The sequence below is a fragment of the Flavobacterium tegetincola DSM 22377 genome, from assembly GCF_000425485.1.
Lineage (GTDB): Bacteria > Bacteroidota > Bacteroidia > Flavobacteriales > Flavobacteriaceae > Flavobacterium > Flavobacterium tegetincola.
Genome location: NZ_KE384387.1, coordinates 181533 through 206853, shown reverse-complemented (window position 1 = coordinate 206853; position 25321 = coordinate 181533). Strand labels below are relative to the sequence as shown.

Here is a 25321-nt window from a genome sequence, read left to right as displayed (position 1 = left end):
AGAATTATCGGATAATTCTAAAACAATCCGATTAGTAGAAATACAAGCAATTAATAAGGAGCGATTTAAGTTTCCAAATCATGATAATTGTACGAAAGTTTTTACATCGGAATTAGCTTTAGAGCAATTTATAGCGAATGAAAGGAATAATTAACTTTTTAGACCTTTCAGAATAATAGTATGCCAAGATCGCTCTTACTTATCCTCTTGCTTTCCTGCTCTGCTTTTTCCCAGTAAACAATATCTGGAGTGTATTCTGCTTACTCATAGCAACCCCTAAAATCTGCAAATAGTATTACAAAACCATTATTATTAGAAAAAGCTAAAAACACCAAGATTATAATGAAATTAATGAACCATTTAAAATACTTTTCTACCTTTAAAAACGTTCAAAATAAAAACAGTATCTTGCGGTTGCAGAATTACTTTTAAGTTAATATTATGTTAATCACTATTAAAATCTTGCAATTAGATTTTTTTTTTTTTCTACTTTTGGTTTGTTAGTCAATAAAGACTAACGTAACTTTAAATTTTAAGACGATGAAAAAATTTATTTTTAGTGCTGTCGCAATGATAGCGTTTGTGGGAAGTAGTGTGGCGAATAACATTGCTGAAGTTCGATCGAGTGTGGAGTATTCAAAAGGTGAAACTTCAAGTGAAAATCAAAATACTCAGATGCTTTTGAGGATGACAAAGTGCGATATTATATGGTTTACAACTTATGTAAATGCTATGGAGCAATTTAATAACAATAAGGACATCGCAACAAGTATTGCACTTGGAGCCTTTCAAGCATGTGTAGAAGTAACAGAAGGTGATGGAGGTAATCAACCTGCGCAACCACCTGTTCAAAGTGAAATAAAGCCGTAAATTCTGCAAAATTAAAGGCGGTTTATATATTTTAGACCGCCAATTTTTAAATAAATTTGTCCACAAATGAAATTATTGAGCACCCTTTTCATGATTTTTTCTCTTTGTAATAGTTTTGCACAAGCAGATAGAAAAGTAGCAATAACGTATACAGTATTCTTCGCTGAAGATGATTTACCACCAAATGTTTATTCCCATAGCATTAATCAGAAAAATGGCGAAATCAAATTTAAATTATTTATCAACGATTCAATTTCATTTTTTTTAGAAGATAATGGGTTGTCTAGTTCAGACTTAATCACAAAAATTGTTTTGGCGAAAGCTAAATACAGTAATCCAATTTACTGTTCAAACAATGAATTTTTATTTAATAATAATGAGAACTTTATATTCTTTAAGAAAAATGAGTATTTAATCTCAAAGAAGAGTATTGATAACTGGAAAATCACTGATGAAAGTAAAATAATAGATGGCCAATTATGCTATAAAGCTACTGCTACAGACCATCAATATACCGTAGAAGGAAAGGCCGCCTTTCCGATAGAAGCATGGTTTTGTCCAAGTTTGCCGTATAATTTTGGACCACTATATTACAATAACTTACCTGGTTTGATAATGGAAATTAGTTATTTAAGTAATAAGTTACTTGCGACCAAAATTGAATATGGGTTTGATGAAAAAAAAATTGTTATACCTAAAGGCGAAAAATCAATACTATTTGACGACTATAATCTTAAAGAAGAGCAAGTATTGAGTGAGGTGGAAAAAGAGTATAATAGAAGATAATAAGTTTGAACAAAAACAAATGTTGTATATTGTTTTAAGTTTAACTTTTTTAGTGGTAACTTTAATTTATTATGAAAATTATTTTTCTTCTTCTGACCGTTTTTACGTTACTTTCATCAAATGCTCAAAATATTGTTTCTGGCAAGGTCACATATGAGATTGAGGAAGTTCACCTTGAACATAATGGAAAAAACACCGAAATAATTACAATGCTAGAAATGGCAAAAAGACAACAATATCAATTAGTTTTCAATAAAAATTATACTAGCTTTTTAATGTTAGGAGTAATGGATAGTGAAGTTTACAATGATTTTTATAACAATTTGGCTAAAAATTTTGTTTCTTATTCAGACTTATATTACGATTATAAAAATAATAAAATAATAGAAAAAGTTTTTGATGGTACGCTTTTACAGCAGAAGATTCCTGATCTTTTATGGCAAATATCATCTGAAAGTAAAATGATTGATAAATATAAATGTTATAAAGCTACATATAGCTTTGATTATCAAGATAGATCAAAAAAAACAAAAAGTAGAACTGTTACAGCATGGTTCGCACCAAGTCTACCTTACTCGTTTGGACCAAAACAATTTCAGGGATTACCGGGGCTAATTTTACAGTTAAGTGATCATACGGTTACATTTTTAGCCACAAAAATAGAACTGCTTGAAAGTGATACAAAGATTAATATTCCTGTTGGGAAATTAATTGAAAAGACAGAATTTGAAAGAGCGGTATTAGGAAAATAAATCTATCAATGTACAAGTTTTTAATCTTTTTATTGCTTTCCCTCTCCGCCTTTTCCCAAAAAACAATCACGGGCGTCGTTTCTGATTCCTTAAACCAACCTTTAGAATCTGCAAATTTAATTGCAAAACCATTGCAAGAAAAAGCAAAAGCAAAAAAGACAGAACAAAAAATGAATCATGATAAAAAATACTTTTCTACCTTTAAAAACGTTCAAAATAAAAACAGTATCTTGCCATTGCAGAATTTTTTTAAGTTAATATTATGTTAATCACTATTAAAATTTTGCAATAAGCATTTTTTTTTTTTTTCTATTTTTGAGTTGTTAGTCAATAACGACTGGCGTAACTTAAAATTTTGAGACGATGAAAAAATTTATTTTTAGTGCTGTTGCAATGATGGCTTTTGTAGGAAGTAGTATGGCGAATACGTCAGATATTAAAAAAATTTTAACCGATGATCCTAAATTTTTTGAATGTTTTGATAAAGCAATCGCCTATGCGGATCAAAATGACCCAGAAGGACTTTGGTCAGATGCAGTAGCAAATGCTGTTCATCAACAATTCATGTCTGACTGCTTAAAAGAAGTAGAAAAACCAAAAACGAAACAGTTGATGCAAGTTAGTCAGTAATCAGAAAATTATAATTAATGTCATTAAGTGCTGCGATTTAAAGTTTTTTAAATCGCAGTTTTAATTTATAAATAAGATAATGAATAAATATTTTACTTTACTTTTGTTACTGAGTTTCCTTAATATATTCGGTCAAAAAGCGAGCGGTGAAATTACCTATAAAGTGACGCGTACCTTCGTAGACATGGGCTTAAATGCAGATGTTACCGCAACAAATCAAAAGATTAATCAACAATTATTTAAAATATTTTTTAATAAAAGTTATTCAAATTTTACAATTGTTGAACAAATGGCTGATGAAAATGTAGATGGATTTTATAATATTTTAGCGAAAATTATTGTTTCAAATTACGATTATTATTATGATTATAGCAATAATAAATTACTTGAATTAGATAGAGATGGAACTTTGCTAGAGCAAGAGCTTCAAATATTGCCATGGCTTATTACAACAGACACTAAAATAATTGATAAATATCAATGTTATAAAGCAACATATACTTTTGAATATCTTGCGCGAGACCAAAAAATAAAAGAACGAACAGCTACAGCTTGGTTTGCGCCAAGTTTACCTTATCCTTATGGTCCAAAAAATTACTTTGGTCTGCCTGGTCTAATTTTAGAATTAAATGAAAATGATATCACATTTTTAGTTTCAAAAATTGAATTTTCTGATGTAGAAATTGAAATTAAACTTCCAAAACAAAAACGTATTGAAAAAGCTTCTTTTGAAAAAAAATTAAAAAATCGATAATTTCATAAACCTTAAATCCCTTTATCTTCTTTCAGTATTATGGTTTTCAAACTCTTCCCTCTTTCCCTCTTTCTATCTTTAAGTCTAATTCTCCTGTCCCTCTCCGCTTTTTCCCAAAAAACAATAACCGGAGTAGTTTCTGATTCTTTAAATCAACCACTTGAATCGGCTAATTTAATTGCAAAACCACTCCAAGAAAAAGCAGGAATCAAGTTTGCTATGGCAGATAACAAAGGTCGTTTTCGGCTGGAATTGGATGCAGCTGTAAAATACGAAATTGTGGTTTCCTACATTGGCTATAGCCAAGAAGTATTAATCATTGAACCCAATTCAACCATTACCACGCACAATTTTCGGCTCAAAGCCACAGGCGAGAATTTAAAAGAAATCATCATCAAGCACGAGTTCAAACCCATTGTGATTAAAAAAGACACAATGACGTATGATGTAGGTAGCTTTGCCAACGGAAACGAACGCAAAATGAAAGAAGTGTTGGAAAAACTTCCCGGTGTGGAAGTGGATAAAAATGGAGGCGTTACCGTTCAAGGAAAAAAAGTAACCCAACTGTTAGTGGAAGGCAAACCCTTTTTTGGCGGCGGTACAAAACTTGCCGTGGAAAACATTCCTGCCGATGCGTTGGATAAAATTGAAGTGATTGATAATTTTAACCAAGTTGGTTTTATGAAAGAAGTGTCGGATTCCGAGGATCTGGCAATGAACGTAAAACTCAAAGCCGATAAAAAGCAATTTATATTTGGCGATGTAGAAGCCGGAGCCGAAGTAGGTGATGGCGATAACGGCTTCTACCTCGGTCATGCCGCCTTGTTTTATTACAGTCCCAAAGGCAATGTGAGTTTCATTGGCGACAGTAATAATATTGGCAAAAGTACTTTTACCTATCAAGATTTAATGCGTTTTGACTCTGGCGCCAGTAGTTTTTTAACCGGCAGAAAATCATTATCCAACCTATATTCGTTTACCAACGATAATACCGATGTGGTGGAAAACAAGTCGCATTTTGGGGCATTGAATTTCAGTTACACAGCTTCGCCAAAATTAGAAGTATCCGGTTTTGCGCTTTTTAGCAAAGTGATTATGGATCAAAAATTAGAGTCCAATATTGAATATTTGCAAAACGAAGCATTGACGTTTGAAAACAAAACGCAAGACGTAGAAAACAAAACATTTTTAGGTATTGGAAATGTAAAACTGGATTACTCGCCTTCCAAAAAAGAGAAATTGTATTACAATGCACAATATCAATCCAGTAACAACGACGGTATTAATCTGCTTCAATCCACAACCAATCTCAATACAAGCACGTTTGAAACCCTACAAACTGCCGATAATACTTCGGTAAAACAATACATTGAATGGCACAAAAGTATCAACCCAAAACATACCGCCACGTTTGTAATCAACCAAGCTTTTGAGCAAGAAACACCCGAGAATACATGGTTTACAGATCAGCCATTTTTGGCGGGATTAATTCCGTTACAAGACGATTCCAGTTACACCATCAATCAGATCATCCAAACTAAAAATAACAGTATTGATGCAATGTTTAAGCATTATTGGATCATCAACAACTTCAATCATCTCTACACCAATGTGGGAACCAATTACGGAAAATCAAATTTTAGCACGGCAGAAAAACAACTTTTAACCAACGGAACAGTTAATGATTTTGCAACAGCAGGATTTGGGAATGACGTGGATTACCAACTCAACGACGCTTATATTGGCATGGAATACAAGTTTAAAATCGGAATTTGGACCAATAAACCGGGACTGTATTTCCATTGGTACGATTTAAAAACACAACAATTGGATGCCAATTATTCATTGTCCAAAACCTTGTTTCAACCGCAATTTACCAGCGAGCTGGAGTTTAACAAGTCGGAAACATTGGAATTTAATTACAAATTAGAAAATGATTTTCCAGATGCTAATTTGTTGGCCAATCGCTTTCGTTTGCAAAGTTACAATTCCGTTTACCGTGGAAATGCGTTGCTTAGAAACGAACGCTTTCATACCGCACGTTTGAGCTATAGAAAAAACAACATGTACCGCGGCATCAATTGGTACGCCAATGCCAATTATAATAAAAAAGTGAGAACCATCCGAAACGATGTGGTTTTGAGCGGCATCAATCAGTTCAGTACTCCAGTAATTACAGATAATCCAGAAACCAATTATTATTTTTACGGTTCTTTTGAAAAAAAAATTTACCGTTTTCGAGTAGGAATCAATACCAATTTCAGTTGGTTTAATTATACCCAAACCTTAAACGATGTGACGACCAAAAATGATAGAAACAGTCAAAATATCGGCTTAACTTTACGAACAGCAAAACGCGATTGGCCCACGATTGAAGTGGGTTATAAAAAAGGATTCAGTCAGTTTAATGGTTTGACGCAAGTCAATTATAAAACGGACGCATTCAACACGAGCGGTTCTATCGAATTTTTGAAGTATTTTGTGTACAAATTCAGTTACGAAAACCTCAAAAACACCAACGACGCCAATCAAAGTAATTTCTTTGAAGTGGCCAATACTTCGCTTCGGTACCAGAAGAAAGACAGTCCGTTCGGGTTTGAGCTTTCGGCAAATAATCTTTTTGACAACCGCGTTAAAAACGACTTCTCTTTCTCTGATTATTCAATTTCAAGTTATTCAAGGTACATTATGCCAAGAGCACTTTTATTTTCTGTTAGCTATAAGTTGTAACTAATTGGTGCGTTTGAATTTTAAATTGAGATTACTAATGAACTTGTATTGAAGAAGAGAAAGCAGGTATTTTAATTAAGAAAAAGGCTTTATTGCTGTTTAAAATACTATTGCATTCACTTTGAAAGTAGTACTTTTACGTTTTCAAAATGTGAATTTATGCAAAACCTACTTCATAATTTTAAGATTACCATTACAGATAAACTTTACCTGAAAGACCCTGAAACTTCGGCTTTAGGGAAAAAGATTATTAAAAATAGCATTATCTTAATTGACGAAATTGGATTTGAAGCTTTTACTTTTAAAAAGCTAGGTGCCTTAATTAATTCTAACGAAAGTTCCCTATACAGGTATTTTGAAAACAAGCATAAATTACTGGTCTATCTTTCCAATTATTACTGGTCTTGGACGGAATATAACTTAGTTATTGCTACAACAAATGTGGAAGATCCGATGGAAAAATTAACGCGAGGAATCAATAGGGTGACGCAAGTTATTCAAGACGATCCACAAACGCCACACATTGATGAATCAATTTTGAGTCGCATTATTATTTCAGAATTCAACAAGACGCTTTTTACCAAAGAAGTTGATCAGGAAAATAAAGAAGGCTATTTTGTGGTGTACAAACGAATCATTCATCGCGTCATTGCAATGATTGAAGCGGTAAATCCCACTTATCCGTATGCTAAAACATTAGCGTCCTCTATCATCGACGGAAATTTGCATCAAAATTATTTAAAAGACCATTTTAAAACCATTACCAACCTGTCCAACAGCGAATCAATTAATGATTTTTATACGGATATTATTAAAAAGGTATTGGCTTAAAATATCTTATCTTTTCAATTTATTCTCATTAACCTTTCCTTTAAATAGATAAAAAAAGCCTCAATTTCTTGAGACTTTCATTTTGCTATTTTTTATTCTTGATCCACAAATCAATCTTTTCTTCCAAAATCTTCAGCGGGACACAACCGGTTTCCAATACTTGGTTGTGAAATTCTTTAATGTCAAATTTCTGTGCCATTTGTTTTTCGGCTTTACTTCGCAGCTCCCGAATTTTCAGTTGACCAATTTTATAGGAAACCGCTTGGCCCGGAATAGCCATGTAACGTTCAATTTCGGCAATAATACTTTGCAACGGTTCGGCTTCATTGTCCAAAGAATATTGAATGGCTTGTTCTCGCGTCCAACCTTTGGTGTGCATTCCTGTATCCACCACAAGGCGAACGGCACGAAGCATTTCGGAACTCAACATCCCAAAATATTGATATGGATCTTGGTACAATCCCAGCTCTTTTCCCAGCGATTCAGTGTACAAAGCCCAGCCTTCGCCATAAGCGGTAAACCAAATTGTCTTTCTAAATGATGGCAAACTCGTGTCTTCTTGTTGCAACGAAATTTGGTAATGATGCCCCGGAATGGCTTCGTGCAAAAATAAATCTTCATCCGCATACACATTATATTTGGTTACATCAGGAATCGGAACATAAAAAACACCTGGTCGCGTCCCGTCAATTGATCCTTGATTGTATTCAGCACTTGCCGAAGCTTCTCTAAACTTTTCAGTTTGTTTAACTTCAAAAGCAGTTTTGGGTTTCAGGTCAAAAAGTTGGTCCAAATGGCGTTGCATCTTAATATAAATCGCATTAAAATTATCTATTACTTGTTGTGGATCAGTAAACGGCATCAATTCTTTTCGGTCGCGAACGTGGTTGAAAAATGCTTTAATGTCGCCTTCAAAACCAACCTGGGTTTTTACTTTTTCCATTTCAGCTAAAATTCGAGCCACTTCTTTCAATCCAATCTGATGAATTTCATCTGCCGTTAAATCTGTGGTGGTGTACTTCCGAATTAAATAATTATAGTATTTATCGCCGTCCGTGATGCCATTGATTCCTGTAGATTTTCGGCTTGCCGTCAAATAATCGCTGCTGATGTAATGGTGCAAACTGGTCAAAGACGGAAGTAGTTTTTCAACAATCATTTTAGAATAATCATCCGTTAGTTTTTTCTTGTCTGCATCAGAAAATGTGGCTGGAAATTGCCTCAATGGACTGTAAAATAAATTACTTTTTAAGTCGGCATTCGCCAAATCTTTAATTTGTGGAATCACACGAAGGGTTAATGCTTCGGGCAAAACATAGCCCAACGCTACACCTTCTTTCATTCTGGCTTCGGCAGAAATAATCCAATCATTAAAACCATTCAGTCGTTGCAACCAATTATTGTAATCTTTGACCGTTTTAAAAGGTTGAGCACTTGATCCACTCGCCAATTGTCCCATCATTAAAGGCACGGATTGAAATTGATTGATCGGCATCAACTCTTCCCGAAATTGAAAACCTTCTAATGTAATGTTGCATTCCCACTCCAATATTGATTTGCTCAATTGGTCGCTTCCAGATAATTTTGCAGTATCAAATTGGGTCATCGCTTTCTTGTATTTTTCAAAAAACGCTTTGTTTTTTGCCAAATAGTCGTCGCTTAATGTATTTGGAAATAAATTATTGAATTTAGTTTCTCCTGCAAATGTGGCTTCAATTGGATTTAGCGCTAATCGCTCTTGGTAGTATTGTTCAAAAACTTTATGGAGTGCTTCATTTTTATTATGAGTAACGCCTTTAGTATTGGTTTGCTTACAAGATTGTAACGTGAAGGTGAAAAGGCAAATGGCAAGAATTATTTTTTTCATGAAAACAGGATTACGTTTTTTTTGCAGTAAAGATACGATGGAAAACGAGATTTGAGTAACCTAGTATACGACATGAAATTTCAAATTGGTCGATTTAAGTAATCCGTCCCCAGAAAAATCCCTGGAAATGCTGCATAAAAGCCAAAAATAAATTGGGAACCTTTGCATAAGTAAATTTTGTCAGGAAACAAGTTGGTCAAATTTGTAACTAGATTAAACTAAAATCTTAACAAAAACTAATTCCTTAAAAATTTCTTATTTTCAAGTAGTCTTTTACCTTTGTAAGTCGGAATAAAAATAAAAGATCCATTTGGATTAAAATTTAAAGTCCGACAAATAATTTAGCTATACATGAAAAGAAATATTAAGAGAAGAGAAGCTTTACTTTATCACGCAAAACCTACACCGGGAAAAATACAAGTAGTACCCACTAAAAAATATGCAACTCAACGGGATTTATCTCTGGCGTATTCGCCTGGAGTTGCAGAACCTTGTTTAGAAATTGCAAAAGATGTAAACAATGTTTATAAATATACGGCAAAGGGAAATTTAGTTGCCGTAATTACCAATGGAACCGCAGTTTTAGGATTGGGAGACATTGGTCCTGAAGCTTCAAAACCTGTAATGGAAGGAAAAGCATTATTGTTTAAAATTTTTGCTGATATCGATGTTTTTGACATTGAAATTGATTGTCGCGACATTGATAAATTTATTGAAACGGTAAAAAACATATCGCCAACTTTTGGTGGAATCAATTTAGAAGACATAAAAGCACCGGAATCATTTGAAATTGAACGCCGATTGGTGGAAGAATTGAACATTCCTGTGATGCACGATGACCAACATGGAACTGCAATTATCTCGTCTGCAGCTTTGCTAAACGCGTTGGAACTAGCAGAAAAAACAATCGAAAACGTAAAAGTGGTTATTTCAGGAGCAGGTTCAGCAGCGTTGGCGTGTGCCAATTTGTATGTGCTTTTGGGTGTTCAGATTGAAAATATTGTTATGTTTGATAAAGACGGTCTTTTACACAAAGAGCGAACAGATTTATCACTTCTGCAACAACGCTACACATCAGAAATTAAATATGAAAACCTGCACGAGGCCTTGAAAAATGCCGATGTATTTTTGGGACTTTCGGCCGGAAATATTCTAACGCCAGCCATGTTAATAGAAATGGCAAGTGATCCGATAGTTTTTGCTATGGCAAATCCAGTTCCAGAAATTGATTATGATCTAGCAATTGCAACTCGTAAAGACATCATTATGGCTACGGGACGTTCCGATCATCCGAATCAAGTGAACAACGTACTTGGTTTTCCTTATATTTTTAGAGGTGCTTTGGACGTTCGGGCAACAAAAATTAACGAAGCAATGAAGATGGCTGCCGTTAGAGCTTTGGCTTTATTAGCTAAAGAATCGGTGCCGGAACAAGTAAATATCGCTTACGGCGAAACCAAATTGAACTTTGGACGGGATTATATTATTCCAAAACCATTTGATCCAAGATTAATTACTGTGGTTGCTCCAGCTGTGGCAAAAGCAGCTATGGATTCAGGTGTAGCAACGCATCCCATAACGGATTGGATCAAATATGAAAATGAATTATTGGACCGTTTGGGTTCTGATAATAAAATGGTTCGAATGTTAACCAACCGCGCCAAAAGTGATCCAAAAAGAATCGTTTTTGCAGAAGCCGATCATTTGGATGTTTTAAAAGCAGCTCAAATTGTGATGGAGGAAGGCATCGGTCATCCAATTTTATTGGGTGATAAAGAAGTGATTTTGGAACTGATGGAAGAGCTTGGTTTTGATGCAGATGTGCCTATTTTTGATCCTAAAAAACCTGAAGAAGACGCCCGAAGATTAGAATATGCTGATATCTATTGGAAAACTAGAAAACGCCGCGGCACCTCATTATTGGATGCGCAAAAATGGATGCGGGAACGTAATTATTTTGCAGCAATGATGGTCAATCACGGGGATGCAGACGGTTTGGTTACCGGATATTCCAGAAGTTATCCTTCTGTTATAAAACCAATGATGCAATTGATCGAAAAAGCACCTGGAATTTCACTTATTGCTACGGCAAATATGATGATGACCAACAGAGGACCTATGTTTTTATCGGATACGGCGATCAATCCAAATCCGTCAGCAGATGATTTGGCGAAAATTGCATTAATGACAGCAAAAACAGTCCGAATGTTCGGAATGGAGCCCGTTATGGCAATGGTTTCCTATTCTAATTTCGGTTCATCCGACAGTCCGAATGTGCATAAAGTGCGCGATGCAGTAGCTTATTTGCACAAATATTATCCGGATTTAATTGTAGATGGAGAAATTCAAGCCGATTTTGCATTAAATCCCGAATTGATTCAAAATAAATTTCCGTTCTCTAAAATTGCAGGTAAGAAGGTAAATACTTTAATTTTCCCAAATTTAGAATCGGCAAATATTACGTATAAATTGTTGAAAGAGTTGTACCAAACGGATTCCATCGGACCGATTATTTTGGGTATGGATAAGCCAGTACATATTTTTCAACTTGGAGCAAGTGTCGAGGAAATGGTCAACATGGCTGCCGTTGCAGTTGTGGATGCGCAAGAGAAACAAAAGCGTACAAATGCATTGCGAAGTTTGAGCTAATATTTAATTGTTTAAATTTCAAGTTCTTTAGTTCAGGATTTTTGTTACATTTGGCAATAACTTAACACTTATGATTGCACACATTCAGGGAAAATTAGTGGAAAAAACACCTACCGAAGTCGTTATTGATTGTGGTGGCGTGGGATATCACATAAATATTTCATTGCATACGTATTCCTTACTTCCAACAACTGATTTTATAAAACTGTTTACACATGTGCAAATCAAGGAAGATGCACATACTTTATTCGGTTTTGTAGAGAAAACAGAAAGGGAGATTTTCAAAATGATGATCACCGTTTCCGGAATTGGAGCAAGTATAGCACGCACGATGCTTTCCTCTTTGGAACCAAAGCAAATTATCCAAGCTATTGCCGTGGGTGATTTTGCAACCATTCAATCCATCAAGGGAATTGGAGCTAAAACGGCCCAACGTGTAATTATCGAATTGAAAGATAAGGTGTTAAAGTTGTATGATTTGGACGAAGTTTCATTAGTACAAAACAATACAAATAAAGATGAAGCGTTATCTGCACTAGAAGTCTTAGGTTTTATGCGTAAAGCAGCGGAGAAAGTGGTAGAGAAAATAGCGAGAGAAAATCCGGACGCCACGGTTGAATTTATTATCAAACAAGCTTTAAAAAATTTATAGTTTTTGAAAACATTTTTTATTAAAAGAAACAAAGCGGTGCTAAAAATTAGTGGATTTCTACTGATTTTCTTGTTCGCTTTTGACGTTAATGCGCAAGTAGATCCAGAAGAAAGCGATCCGGTAACCGATACAATCAAAGGATACAATAGAGGAAAGATTGAAATTCAAAATCCGCCTTCCATTGTTTCGGCATACACCTATGATCCAATAACCGATCGCTATATTTACAACTCCAAAGTAGGTGAATTCAATATCACTTATCCCGCTATTTTGACTCCAAAAGAGTACGAAGCTTTGGTGCTTAAAGAGTCCATGCGGAAATATTTTCAGGAAAAGGCAAATGCCATTGATGGCAAAAGAGCCGGTTCAGAAGATGCTAAAAAAGATTTATTACCTCGATACTACGTCAACAACAGTTTTTTTGAAACGGTTTTTGGAAGCAATACCATCGATGTAAAACCAACCGGTTCGGCAGAATTGGATTTGGGATTACGCTATACCAAACAAGATAATCCGTCATTTTCTCCGCGAAATCGTGCGGTAACTACATTTGATTTTGACCAAAGAATCAGTTTAAGTTTACTCGGAAAAGTGGGTACTCGATTAAATGTAAACGTTAATTACGACACCGAATCTACCTTTGCCTTCCAGAATTTAATTAAACTGGAATATACGCCTACGGAAGATGATATCTTGCAAAAAATTGAAGTAGGTAATGTGAGTTTACCATTAAATAGTTCGCTCATTCGAGGTGCTCAAAGTTTATTTGGGGTCAAAACTCAACTGCAATTTGGAAAAACCACGGTAACAGCTATATTCTCAGAACAGAAATCACAAACTAAATCTGTAACAGCACAAGGAGGTGGAACGGTTCAAGAATTTGATTTATTTGCATTGGATTATGATGCAGACCGACACTTTTTCTTGTCGCAATACTTCAGAAATTTGTACGATCGATCGCTGAAAAATTATCCAGTTATTGACAGTCGTGTTCAAATTACTCGGATGGAGGTTTGGGTAACCAACCGTCAAAATAGAGTTAGCACTACTGATAACAACTTGCGAAACATTGTAGCCTTACAAGATTTAGGTGAAGCGCGAATTACAGGTTTAGAAGATTTTCAAGTAGTAAATTTAGGTCCAACGCTTCCGGGAAACTTTTTTGTCAATCCAACCAATTCGCCTGTAGATAATAAAAATAACAGATTTGATCCTGCATTAATTGCTACTGGAGGAGGATTTTTAAATCAATCCATCAGACAAATAGAAACTACCAGTAAAGCATCCTTTAATGTAGGTGCTGCAGTTGTTTTTGAAGGTCAAGATTTTGCAAAATTAGAAAACGCACGAAAATTGTCGTCAAACGAGTACAGCTTTCATCCGCAATTGGGTTACATCTCTTTGCAGCAACGATTGGCCAATGATGAAGTTTTGGCGGTTGCTTACCAATACACCATTGGAAGTGAAGTGTATCAAGTTGGTGAATTTGCTAACGGAGGTCCAGAGTCCACAACTGTAGTTGGGAATGAACCGGAAACGCAAGTGATTCAAACCAACAGTTTGATTTTAAAAATGCTTAAAAGTAGTTTAACTACGGTGCAAAGTACAGTGGGTGGCGTAACAATAACACGCCCAATTTGGAATTTGATGATGAAAAATATTTATCAAATTTCACCAGGAGGACAATTGGAGCAAGAAGATTTTCAATTCAATATTTTATACAGCGATCCTTCGCCGTTAAATTACATCACACAAGCAACGGGTTCTATAATTCAACCTCCGTTACCGCTTCCTGCCGATGTAGCTGAAACGCCGCTTTTAAAAGTATTTAATCTGGATGCATTAAACTATACAAACGATCCTGAAAATAACCGAAAAGGAGATGGATTCTTTGATTTTATTCCCGGCTTAACTGTAGATACGCAAAACGGCCGGATCATTTTTACAACGGTAGAGCCTTTTGGTTCGCACTTGTTTAAGAAATTAGCAAAAGAAAATGCTCCTTTTGAAGATTACGATGATCCTCTAACGTATAATGCTAATCAGGCAAAATACGTATTTAGAACATTGTACACCAACTCCCAAGCAAAGGCATTGCAAGACAGTGAAAAAAACAAATTTCAATTGCGTGGAAAATATAAGTCTACCGGAGCTGATGGTATTTCGCTGAATGCTTTTAACGTACCGCAAGGTTCGGTTACGGTAACTGCTGGAGGTCGAATTTTAGTAGAAGGAATTGACTACATCGTAAATTACCAACGTGGAACGGTTCAGATATTAGATCCAGCTTTACAAGCGTCTAATACTCCGATTGAAGTTTCATTAGAAAACAATTCGGTTTTTGGTCAGCAAACACGTCGCTTTTTTGGTGTAAACGTGGAGCACAAATTCTCAGAGAAATTTTTCTTAGGAGGAACAATTTTGAGAATGTCGGAACAACCTTTTACACAGAAATCAAGTTTTGGTCAAGAATCAGTGAACAACACTATTTTTGGATTGAATACCAATTATTCTACTGAAGTGCCATTCTTAACACGAATGGTGAATAAATTACCGAACTTAGATACAGATGTTCCGTCCAATTTATCGGTTCGTGGTGAAGTTGCTTTTTTGAAGCCAGATGCGCCAAAAGCGGACCAGTTTAATGGAGAATCTACAATTTACGTAGATGATTTTGAAGGTTCACAAACCTCAATAGACATGCGAGCGGCTTCGGCTTGGAGTTTGTCTTCTGTGCCATCACGAAAAGGAAATTCAAATCCTGAATTTTTTGGTGATTATTTAGGTACAATTGGCGGGGCAGAACCTTTAAAATATGGATATAGAAGAGCAAAAATGTCGTGGTACACGGTAGATCCTATTTTCTATACTGGTCAGCGTCCTGATGGAATTACTGATGCCGACATGTCATTTAATAAAACGCGTCGTATTTATTTAGACGAATTGTTTCCCGTTACCGATGTACCAGACGGACAATCTACGGTAATAAATACATTGGATTTGTCCTATTATCCAACCGAACGTGGACCTTATAATTTTAACCCAACGGCAAACGGAAATACGTTGGCCAATCCAGAAGAAAATTTTGGAGGAATTATGCGTTCCATTTCTTCAACTAACTTTGAACAAGGAAACGTAGAATACATTCAATTTTGGATGTTAAATCCGTATGAAAATAATGAAACTCCCATTTCAAATGGCGGAAAATTATTCTTCAATTTGGGTGAGATTTCAGAAGATATTTTGAAAGACGGTAAAAAGCAATATGAAAATGGATTGCCAGAAGCCGGATCACTTCAAAATACGTCTCCTTCCATTTGGGGTAGAATACCTTCTTCTCAGTCGTTGATTTATGCCTTTGATACCAATAACGCGAACCGTGCTGTGCAAGATGTAGGATTGGACGGAATTGATGATGCTGCCGAAGCACTTTTGCCTGGAGCAGAAAACTTTGCGGGACTATCAGATCCTGCCGCGGATAATTACGAATTTTATTTGGATGCTACCGGTAACCTTTTGGATCGCTATAAAAACTACAATGGGTTGGAAAAAAACTCCCCTGTTGAGGTGACTAATAATACCCGTGGAAATTCAAGTTTGCCCGATGTCGAAGATTTAAACCGCGATAATACCATGAATACGATTGATGCGTATTACCAATACAGTATTGATGTATCGCCGGGAGCTTTATTAACGGTGGGACAAAATTACATTACAGACATTAGAGATACAGATGGTCGAGTTCCTGGTGGAGCAGGTGCTTCTATCGATGCAAAATGGATTCAGTTTAAAATTCCAATTCAGGATGTAAATGATTCAAATACCATCGGACCTTTGGAAGATTTTAAATCCATTCGTTTCATGCGAATGTTTATGACAGGCTTCTCAAGCGAGATTACGTTACGTTTTGCAACGCTAGATCTTGTGCGAGGTGAATGGCGTCGTTATACCAATTCGCCTGAAACTGGAATTCCGTTGCCGTCTCCAGACCCTACTTCTTTGGACGTGCTAGCGGTTAATATTCAAGAGAATTCAGATCGAGTGCCCATTCAGTATGTTACACCTCCTGGCGTAAATCGGGAACAGTTGTACAATAACAATACAGTAATCAATCAAAATGAACAATCTTTAGCGCTTCGAGTGGCTGGAGCACAAGGTTTGGGTCCAGATGAATCACGTGCAATTTTTAAAAATATTAGCATTGACATGCGTCAATATAAAAGTTTGAAAATGTTTATGCATGCGGAATCATTTGTCAATGAATTAGTAAATCCAGAGGAAGCATTGAACGATGATGAAATGGCTGCTTTTTTCCGATTTGGAAATGACTTTACACAGAACTATTACGAAGTAGAATTGCCTTTAAAAGTAACCAAACAAAATGATGCTTCGACTGCAGAGAAAATTTGGCCTGCCGAAAACAACCTTGATTTACCTTTGGATTTATTGACCGAGATGAAAATTCTTGCTATGAATGCAGGTGCTGAAGAATTTAATAACGAAGGTGTTTTTACAAAATTTGATTATCAAATTGACCCCAATATTGATGCAGCAAACAGTAGATTAAAAATCAGTATTAAAGGAAATCCCAATTTTGGTCAGGTAAGAACGTTAATGGTTGGAGTTCGAAATAATACTGGAAAAGTACCTCAAGAATTGCCAAGAAAATCTTTAAAAGGAGAAGTGTGGTTCAATGAACTTCGCTTGGCGGGAATGGATAATGAAGGTGGAATGGCTGCGATTTTAAGTCTGGATACTAATTTCGCTGATTTTGCTACAATTTCGGCCACTGGTAGAATGAGTACTATTGGTTTTGGAGCTTTGGAAGACGGTCCAAACGAACGAAGTAGGGAAGACATGCAGCAATATAATATTGTAACCAATTTGAATTTAGGAAAATTACTTCCTAAGAAATGGGGTATTAATGTGCCATTTAACTTTTCTACGGGTGAGGAAATTATCACGCCAGAATACGATCCGTTCAATCAAGACATTAAATTGCAACAACTTATTGATGTAACAAACGATCAAGCAAAAAAAGACAATATTAAAGACCGTGCAATCGAATATACAAAAACCAAAAGTATCAACTTTATTGGTGTTCGTAAAGACAGAGGTGCTGAGCAAAAACCGCACGTTTACGATCCTGAAAATTTCACGTTCAATTACTCGTTTAACGAAATCAAAAGACACGATTACGAAATTGAAGATTACGTGGATCAACAAGTTCGGTCAGGTGTAGATTACAATTATACGTTCCAATCCAAATTGGTGGAGCCGTTAAAAGAGACGGCTTTCATGAAAAAAAGTAATTATTGGAAGCTGTTGAGCGATTTTAATTTTAATTATTTGCCTTCCAATATTAACTTTAGTACTAACATTTTGCGACAATATAACCGTCAGCAATTTAGACAAGTGGAAGTGGAAGGAATTCCTTTAGACGCATTGTACAGAAGAAATTATTTGTTCAATTACCAATACGGCTTTAACTATAATTTGACCAAGTCATTAAAGTTGAATTATACGGCTGCTACAAGTAACATTGTCCGAAATTATTTAGACGATGATGGCAATACGCTAGACAATTTTAACATTTGGCAAGATTACTGGAATTTTGGTGAAGCAAATACCCACAACCAGCAATTAGTGGTTAATTACGAATTGCCTTTGAGTAAGGTCCCTTTCTTAAGTTTTGTAAAAGCAACGTATACGTATACTGGCGATTTCAATTGGCAACGTGCTTCCCTAGCCGAATCTAGATTTGAATTTGAAAATCCAGACGGTTCATTTCAGTTTTACAACCTTGGAAATACCATTCAGAATAACGGAGCACACCGATTGAATACGGCTCTAAATATGGATTTACTTTACAAGTATGTAGGTTTAACCAAAAGCAGTGCTAGAAAACCAGCAGTGCGTTCTGGTGCTCAAGCGCCTCCAAAACCGGGAGAGCGAATCAATAACAGACGAGAAGCAGCTACTGGCGGAGGCAATGTGTTTTTAGACGGATTGATTGGAGTAGTAACAAGTATCAAGAACATTCAAATCAATTATGCCGAAACAGGCGGAACAGTTTTACCAGGTTATATACCAGGAATAGGAGTTTTTGGAACTACGAAACCAGGATTAGGCTTTGTTTTTGGAGATCAAAGTGACATTCGTTATGATATGGCACAAAGCGGTTATTTAACCAATTTTCCAAATTTCAATCAGAATTATACTGAAGTTGTAACTCGTAATTTAGACCTTACGGCAAATGTAGATTTGTTTCCTGATTTCAAAATTGACTTGGTAGCCAACAGAAGTTACATTGATAATTTCTCAGAACAATTTGATGTGATGGACGGACAATACATGTCTCGTTCGCCTTACAACTCTGGAAATTTTGCAATATCAACATTGATGATTGGAACTGCATTTGGGAAAAGCGACGAAAATGGGTCGGCAGCATTTAATGATTTTAGAGGAAACCGACTTATTGTAGCAGACCGATTGGCGGCTAATTATTATGGTGGTGCTACTTTTACTAGAGATGCAGAAGGTTATCCTACCGGTTTTGGAAAGAACAGTCAGGCAGTTTTATTGCCATCATTTTTGGCAGCATACACAGGAACAGATGCTGGTGGAGTTTCATTAAGCGCTTTTAGAAATATTCCTATTCCAAACTGGACCATTCAATATACAGGATTAATGCGTTACGCATTTTTCAAGGAAAATTTCAAGCGTTTCTCGGTGCGTCATGCTTATAAAGCATCGTACACGGTTAACTCATTCCGATCAAACTTTGACTATGATATTGATCCAAATCTACCCGATCAGGCTGGTAATTTGCCGAACAAATTATTGATTTCCAATGTCAATTTAGTAGAGCAATTTAATCCATTAATTAAATTTGAAATGGAAATGAAGAACTCTGTAAAAGTGGTTGCAGAGTTGAAAAAAGACCGTGCATTATCAATGAGTTTTGACAATAACTTATTGACAGAAGTACAAGGTTTGGATTATGTTTTAGGGTTAGGATATCGTATTAAAGACGTGGTGTTCAATTCTGCTTTGGCGGATAATCCAACAGGTGTTATAAAAAGTGACATCAATATAAAAGCAGATTTCTCGTTCCGTCAAAGTCAAACTATCGTGAGGTATTTGGATTATGACAACAATCAATTGGCCGGTGGACAGAACCTATGGTCGGTAAAATTGACAGCAGATTATTCGTTCAGCAAAAACTTAACGGCAATTTTCTTCTACGATCATGCATTTTCAAAAGCGGTAATTTCAACTGCTTTTCCGATTACAACCATTAGAACAGGATTTACAATGCGTTACAATTTTGGAAATTAATCGGAAATAGGCATCAAAACATTTTATAAATATAATAGGATATAATACATTTGCTAAAGCAATTTAAAACAAACAACATTATGAATATTCCAGCTGAATTAAAATACACAAAAGACCACGAATGGATTAGCTTGGACGGTGATGTCGCTACTGTAGGTATCACTGATTTTGCGCAAAGCGAATTGGGAGACATCGTTTATGTAGAGGTTGAAACTTTAGACCAAACCTTAGAGCAAGACGAAGTTTTTGGAACAGTTGAAGCCGTTAAAACAGTATCGGATTTATTCTTACCACTTGCAGGAGAAATCATTGAATTTAACGATTCTCTAGAAAGCGATCCTGAAAAAGTGAACTCTGATCCGTACGGCGAAGGTTGGATGATCAAGATCAAAGTTTCCAATGTAGCTGATTTTAATGAATTACTTTCTAGTGAAGCTTATAAAGAACTTATTGGAGCATAAACGGCTCATTCAAGTGCTAACCGTTTTTTGGACGGGTTTAGTTACTTATTTGTGTCTGGCAAGTTCAAAAGGTTTACCGAGTGTTTCTATTTTTAAATACGATAAAATAGGACACCTGACTTTTCATTTTGGAATCACGGTCATGTGGTTTCTGTTCTGGAAAAGTACTTTTAAAAATGAAAACAAGAATGCACTTTTAAAAGCGTTCTTGTTTTCGTTTTTTTTTGGCATTACCATTGAAATTTGCCAAGGCTTATTTACCGAAACCAGAGCTGCTGAAGTAGCCGATGTTATTGCCAATTGTTGTGGGGCATTGATTGCTGTGGTTTTTATCTATTTCTGCACTAAAATAACTCCACGAATTTAACTGGATTGCTATTGCGTTTATCTGATTTTCTTTTGCTATTTTTATAGCATGGATATTAAAAATTATTTAGACTCAACCTATTTGAAAACTGCTGAGCAAGCAGGTTTGACAAATGATGCAAATACTAAAATTGTAACTTCCTTTATTCAAGAAGCGATTGATCAACGGTTCAAATTAATTATGATTCGTCCCGACCATGTGTGTCTTGCCAAAGAGATGATCCTCAAAGCTTCTTCAAAAGTAACCATTGGAACAGTGATCAGTTTTCCGGAAGGCTTAAATTCTTTAGAAGAAAAATTGGCCGAAGCCCAAAAAGCTATTGATGATGGAGCCGATGATTTGGATTTTGTTTGTAATTATCAAGCTTTTATTTCAGGTGATCTTGAAACAGTTCGAAACGAAATTTTAAGCGGAACCCAATTGGGATTGGAGCACAATAAAATTGTAAAATGGATTATAGAGGTGGCGGCTTTGACTGAAAAGCAAATCATCCAAATCAGTGCTTTTATCAAAAACATTGTAGTTTCAAATTTTAAAGAAGAGTTGTACCAAAATGTATTTGTAAAGTCTTCCACTGGTTTTTATGTTACAGAAAATAATTTGCCAAATGGCGCCACCGTTCCAGCAATCATCATGATGTTAGAAAATGCTTCGCCACTTTCCATAAAAGCTGCGGGAGGCGTGAGAACCTACGAGGAAGCCGCTGCCATGATAAAACTTGGTGTTCGAAGAATTGGCACTTCGGGAGCACTAGCAATCGCTTCAGGACAAGAAACAGATTCGAATTATTAATCCGTCTATGAAGAAAAAACTACTCATTTTATTATTTTTTACTGCATATTTTGTCCAAGGACAAGAGTCAAACGTAGTGTTGCCGCAATTTGAAAACTGTAAAAATTTAAATCCTGCAGCAACTAAAGAGTGTTTTTATCAGCAAATCCAGCAATTGGTTTTTGATAATTTTAAAGTGCCGGATTTGGTTGCAAGAAATAATTATAAAGGAATTGTGAATGTTCTTTTTGAAGTGGATACTGTAGGTGTTTTTAAAGTACAATATGTAGATGCCATTTATCCAGAACTTACTGTGGAGACAAAGCGTGTTTTTTCGATGTTGCCCAAAGTGAAACCCGCTTTGCAAAATGGGAAACCTGCCTTTGTAAAGTACAACCTTAAGATTGCAATTCCGCTTAAAAATCCGCAAGTTGAATTTCAAGCTAAGTACGAGTCGAAAGTAGATTCGATTAAAATAAATCGCGAAAAGGTGCTGACTGAATTTGACAGCATTGTTTCAAAGAAATTTGACAATCCAATCTATAAAAGTGCATTGAATATACCGTTTACGCATAGTTATTATGCACAATTTGATTCGGCCATCAACCAAGTCGGAAGTAACAACCATACCGGATCCAAGCCGTTAACGTACAATGAAGTTAATGCGTATTACGACTTCAAAGCAGTAAATGGAAAGTTAATGAAAAATGCCGATTCTTGGTTAGAAAAAAAATTGTGGAACGAGCATTTCTTTCAATTTCAAGGTGAAGATTATTGGATTATAATCAATCCGTTATTGGATGTACGAGTTGGAGCGGCTTCGGGAACGGTAAGTTCCACGTTTAATAATACGCGCGGACTTCAAGTACAAGCTGGTTTGGGCGATAATTTGGTTTTGACCACAACTGTTTTTGAAAGTCAAGGTCGATTTGCAGATTATTACAACCAATACTCCAATTCCATCAAACCTTCGGGTGGAAATCCGGCGATTATTCCTGGAATTGGAATTGCAAAAGAATTCAAAACAGACGCTTATGATTTTCCTTCAGCGGATGCCAATATCACTTATTCACCCAGTAAAAAAATTAATTTGCAATTGGGTTACGGTCGAAATTTTATTGGAGACGGCTATCGATCGTTACTTTTAGGAGATGCCGCAAGTCCGTATCCGTATTTTAAAATCAACACCACTTTTTGGAAAATTAAATACACCAATACATACATGTGGCTGAAAGATGTTCGGGAAGAAGTAACTCAAGAGCGCACGTATGCTACCAAATTCATGGCCAATCATTATCTAAGTTGGAATGTAACCAAGCGATGGAATTTAGGTTTTTTTGAATCGGTAGTTTGGGCCAATTCGAATGATCGTGGTTTTGATGCTAATTTTATCAATCCCATTATCTTTTACAGGACGGTTGAATTTACCTCTTCAGCTCGAAGCGGAAATGCCGTTTTGGGTTTGACTACAAAATACAAGTTCAACAACCAGGTTAATTTTTACGGTCAATTTATTTTAGATGAATTTTCGCTTGGCGACGTAAAAGCGCAAGATCAAAGTTGGAAAAATAAATACGGATATCAATTGGGCTTAAAATACTACAATGCGTTTAAAATTCCGAATTTATTGCTTCAATTGGAATACAATAACATTCGTCCGTATGTATATTCCCACAGCGATCCTTTGACCAATTACGGACACAATAATCAAAGTATAGGACATGCTTGGGGAGGAAATACCCGCGAATTAATTGCAGCAGCACGGTATCACAAAGGCCGCTACTTTGCAGATGCAAAAGTTACTTATGGGATTAGAGGTTTGGATTTTAATACAGCAACGGATTCGCTCAATTATGGTGGGAACATTTACCGTGATTATGACGAAAATCGCGCATTGGATACCGGTGTAAAAATTGGTCAAGGAAATAAAACAAGCATCGTTATTGCTGATTTGCAAGCCGGTTATTTGGTCAATCCATCCACAAATTTAAAATTGTTTGCCAATTATATGTACAGAAGATTTGATCCAAAAACCGAAACTGATTTAGTGAAACAAAGTACTACGAGTTGGTTTACCGTGGGAATCCGATCGGATATTTTCAATTGGTATTTTGATTATTAAAAACCTTGACGCGTCTTTTAGTTTTAAAAATCAGCAAAGATTGGGTGATGGCTTCTCTAATTTTATGATAGTTTAAACAAGTTCCCATTTTGAACTTCTTATATTTATATTCTGACTCCGATAAATATGAAGATTAATTTTAAAAAAATAGCACTTTTTGCACTTGGAACACTTGCAGTTCTAGCAATAATTTCCCTTGGAATCAATTGGTGGATCAATGCAAAGCTTCCACAATTGATTTCTGAAAAGAACGAAACGCCTTACGAAATCAAGTATAAGGATTTAGATATTTCGTTACTTTCAAGAACAATTGACGCTACTGAAATTACGATTGTTCCAAAGGAGCGTTCCAAAGACAGCTTGTCTAAAAATGGACTTTTCGGTTCTGTTGAACGTGTAAAAGTGACACATTTTTCTATACTTTCATTATTATTTAGTAATAAAATTGCCGCCAATACCATTACGGTTTCAGGAGCCAAAATCACTTTATTTAAAGACAATGACAAAACGGTGAATTCGACTAAAAATATCGGTTCGCAGGTGGTGGCTCCTTTTCAGAACATCATTAAAGTAGATGATATTAATTTGGAAAACGGAAATTTTTCTATTGTCAATCTCAAGAACAATAAGACCCTTTTTTCTGCAAAAAATGTCACCATTCAATTGGACGGTATTGTGATTTCTGAAAATACATTAGCGCAGAAAATTCCGTTTACTTTTGAAAAATATGCGTTTAGTTGCGACAGTTTGTTGTACCAAACAGACGACGGTTATACTATAAAAACAAATAAAATAAATACGACAAATAGCGGTTTGGAAGTAGATCAATTTTCTATGGTTTCCAAATTCAACCGAGTGCAGTTTGTCAATCAATTGCCAAAGGAAAAAGATTTGTACACACTAAAAGCCGAAAAAATTGCGGTTAAGAATATGGACTGGGGTTTTAAAGAAGAAGTATTGTTTTTTAGAAGCAGTGCAATTGCAATTGACCAAATGAAGGCCAATATTTACCGTAGTAAAATGCCTGAAGACGATTTGTCCGTCAAGCCGCTTTACAATAAGTTGCTGCGTGAAATGCCTTTTGAACTAAAAGTGGATACACTGGCAATAGCCAATTCAAATTTGGTCTATGAGGAAGAAAAAACATTTGAAAAAGGAGCTGGGAAATTGGAATTTGATGCATTTAATTTGACTGCAACACAGATAAATAGTGGTTATCAAAAAACGAAATTACCCGATGTGGTCATTGCCATTGATTGTAAGTTCATGAAGCGTTCTCCGATGAAAGTAGATTGGAGTTTTAATGTCATGGATAAAACGGATGCGTTTAAAATTAAAGGACGGATTCTAGATTTTGAAACTGGAAAATTAGCAGTTTTCACTAAGCCGTATTTGAATGCCACAACTAAGGGAACTTTTGAGCAGGTCTACTTTAATTTTGCGGGAAATGATGATGTGGCAGGTGGTGATTTTGCTTTAAAGTACAGCGGATTGGAAGTGACTTTATACAAGAATAAAAATCCCGAGGAGAAAAGTAAGTTGAAAAGTTGGATCGGTAATTTACTGATCAGCGATGATTCTGACGGCGAATTGCTGCAGCAAAAAGTTGATGTAGAACGAATCAAAGAGAAATCTTTTTTCAATTATTTCTGGAGGTGTATCGCGGAAGGCATGAAGAAAAGTTTAATTTGAAAGGTTTATAATTCTAATCTCATAACAAACGAATTTTTTATAGCAT

Annotated in this window: 16 protein-coding genes; 15 read left to right on the top strand and 1 reads right to left on the bottom strand. The window is 35.6% G+C overall.

What is annotated here, in order from left to right; genetic code table 11:
- Positions 1-540: 540 nt before the first annotated feature.
- From H602_RS0115975 to H602_RS0115940, 7 genes are all read left to right on the top strand, one after another.
- A complete protein-coding gene (locus H602_RS0115975; protein WP_026978921.1) occupies positions 541-870 on the top strand; it encodes a hypothetical protein in 330 nt (109 codons plus the stop codon).
- Between the two features lie 66 nt (positions 871-936).
- Positions 937-1656 (top strand): GLPGLI family protein, encoded by a 720-nt coding sequence (locus H602_RS0115970; protein WP_084404278.1) that lies wholly within the window; start codon positions 937-939, stop codon positions 1654-1656.
- A 71-nt stretch (positions 1657-1727) separates the two neighbouring features.
- Positions 1728-2408: a GLPGLI family protein gene (locus H602_RS0115965; protein ID WP_026978919.1), complete on the top strand. Its 681-nt coding sequence runs from the start codon at positions 1728-1730 to the stop codon at positions 2406-2408.
- Positions 2409-2771: 363 nt separating this feature from the next.
- On the top strand, positions 2772-3038 hold the full coding sequence (locus tag H602_RS0115955) for a hypothetical protein (RefSeq protein ID WP_026978917.1): 267 nt from the start codon (positions 2772-2774) through the stop codon (positions 3036-3038).
- A gap of 79 nt (positions 3039-3117) precedes the next feature.
- Positions 3118-3792, top strand: coding sequence for a GLPGLI family protein (locus tag H602_RS19485; RefSeq protein WP_026978916.1), 675 nt, complete (start codon positions 3118-3120; stop codon positions 3790-3792).
- Between the two features lie 39 nt (positions 3793-3831).
- Positions 3832-6522, top strand: coding sequence for a carboxypeptidase-like regulatory domain-containing protein (locus H602_RS0115945; protein WP_026978915.1), 2691 nt, complete (start codon positions 3832-3834; stop codon positions 6520-6522).
- Between the two features lie 159 nt (positions 6523-6681).
- Positions 6682-7353 (top strand): TetR/AcrR family transcriptional regulator, encoded by a 672-nt coding sequence (locus tag H602_RS0115940; RefSeq protein WP_026978914.1) that lies wholly within the window; start codon positions 6682-6684, stop codon positions 7351-7353.
- A gap of 85 nt (positions 7354-7438) precedes the next feature.
- On the opposite strand, the gene H602_RS0115935 is transcribed toward H602_RS0115940, so the two are convergent.
- Positions 7439-9220, bottom strand: coding sequence for a DUF885 domain-containing protein (locus H602_RS0115935; RefSeq protein ID WP_026978913.1), 1782 nt, complete (start codon positions 9218-9220; stop codon positions 7439-7441).
- Between the two features lie 351 nt (positions 9221-9571).
- Here H602_RS0115935 and H602_RS0115930 point away from each other — a divergent pair, with 351 nt between their 5' ends.
- The 8 genes from H602_RS0115930 to H602_RS0115895 all read left to right on the top strand — a co-directional run bounded on the left by H602_RS0115930 (position 9572) and on the right by H602_RS0115895 (position 25275).
- Positions 9572-11869 (top strand): NADP-dependent malic enzyme, encoded by a 2298-nt coding sequence (locus H602_RS0115930; RefSeq protein ID WP_026978912.1) that lies wholly within the window; start codon positions 9572-9574, stop codon positions 11867-11869.
- A 70-nt stretch (positions 11870-11939) separates the two neighbouring features.
- Positions 11940-12521 carry a Holliday junction branch migration protein RuvA gene (gene ruvA / locus H602_RS0115925; RefSeq protein WP_026978911.1) on the top strand — a complete coding sequence of 194 codons (582 nt, stop codon included), beginning with the start codon at positions 11940-11942 and terminating at the stop codon, positions 12519-12521.
- Between the two features lie 36 nt (positions 12522-12557).
- Complete coding sequence (gene sov, locus H602_RS0115920; RefSeq protein WP_026978910.1) at positions 12558-19862, top strand: T9SS outer membrane translocon Sov/SprA; 7305 nt, start codon at positions 12558-12560, stop codon at positions 19860-19862.
- An 80-nt stretch (positions 19863-19942) separates the two neighbouring features.
- On the top strand, positions 19943-20323 hold the full coding sequence (gene gcvH / locus H602_RS0115915; protein ID WP_026978909.1) for a glycine cleavage system protein GcvH: 381 nt from the start codon (positions 19943-19945) through the stop codon (positions 20321-20323).
- A gap of 13 nt (positions 20324-20336) precedes the next feature.
- Positions 20337-20690 (top strand): VanZ family protein, encoded by a 354-nt coding sequence (locus H602_RS19040; RefSeq protein ID WP_169516041.1) that lies wholly within the window; start codon positions 20337-20339, stop codon positions 20688-20690.
- Positions 20691-20738: 48 nt separating this feature from the next.
- Entirely contained in the window at positions 20739-21482 is a 744-nt protein-coding gene (deoC, locus tag H602_RS0115905; RefSeq protein WP_035759852.1) for a deoxyribose-phosphate aldolase, read from the top strand.
- Positions 21483-21489: 7 nt separating this feature from the next.
- On the top strand, positions 21490-23583 hold the full coding sequence (locus H602_RS0115900) for a capsule assembly Wzi family protein (protein WP_026978907.1): 2094 nt from the start codon (positions 21490-21492) through the stop codon (positions 23581-23583).
- A 126-nt stretch (positions 23584-23709) separates the two neighbouring features.
- Positions 23710-25275, top strand: coding sequence for an AsmA family protein (locus H602_RS0115895; protein WP_026978906.1), 1566 nt, complete (start codon positions 23710-23712; stop codon positions 25273-25275).
- Positions 25276-25321 lie beyond the last annotated feature (46 nt).

Coding starts and splice junctions, on each gene's coding strand:
- H602_RS0115930 (WP_026978912.1), top strand. CDS start 9,572: ATGAAAAGAAATATTAAGAGAAGAGAAGCTTTACTTTATCACGCAAAA.
- H602_RS0115965 (WP_026978919.1), top strand. CDS start 1,728: ATGAAAATTATTTTTCTTCTTCTGACCGTTTTTACGTTACTTTCATCA.
- ruvA (WP_026978911.1), top strand. CDS start 11,940: ATGATTGCACACATTCAGGGAAAATTAGTGGAAAAAACACCTACCGAA.
- gcvH (WP_026978909.1), top strand. CDS start 19,943: ATGAATATTCCAGCTGAATTAAAATACACAAAAGACCACGAATGGATT.
- H602_RS0115955 (WP_026978917.1), top strand. CDS start 2,772: ATGAAAAAATTTATTTTTAGTGCTGTTGCAATGATGGCTTTTGTAGGA.
- H602_RS0115940 (WP_026978914.1), top strand. CDS start 6,682: ATGCAAAACCTACTTCATAATTTTAAGATTACCATTACAGATAAACTT.
- H602_RS0115935 (WP_026978913.1), bottom strand. CDS start 9,220: ATGAAAAAAATAATTCTTGCCATTTGCCTTTTCACCTTCACGTTACAA.
- H602_RS19485 (WP_026978916.1), top strand. CDS start 3,118: ATGAATAAATATTTTACTTTACTTTTGTTACTGAGTTTCCTTAATATA.
- H602_RS0115900 (WP_026978907.1), top strand. CDS start 21,490: ATGAAGAAAAAACTACTCATTTTATTATTTTTTACTGCATATTTTGTC.
- H602_RS0115975 (WP_026978921.1), top strand. CDS start 541: ATGAAAAAATTTATTTTTAGTGCTGTCGCAATGATAGCGTTTGTGGGA.
- deoC (WP_035759852.1), top strand. CDS start 20,739: ATGGATATTAAAAATTATTTAGACTCAACCTATTTGAAAACTGCTGAG.
- H602_RS0115895 (WP_026978906.1), top strand. CDS start 23,710: ATGAAGATTAATTTTAAAAAAATAGCACTTTTTGCACTTGGAACACTT.
- H602_RS0115945 (WP_026978915.1), top strand. CDS start 3,832: ATGGTTTTCAAACTCTTCCCTCTTTCCCTCTTTCTATCTTTAAGTCTA.
- H602_RS0115970 (WP_084404278.1), top strand. CDS start 937: ATGAAATTATTGAGCACCCTTTTCATGATTTTTTCTCTTTGTAATAGT.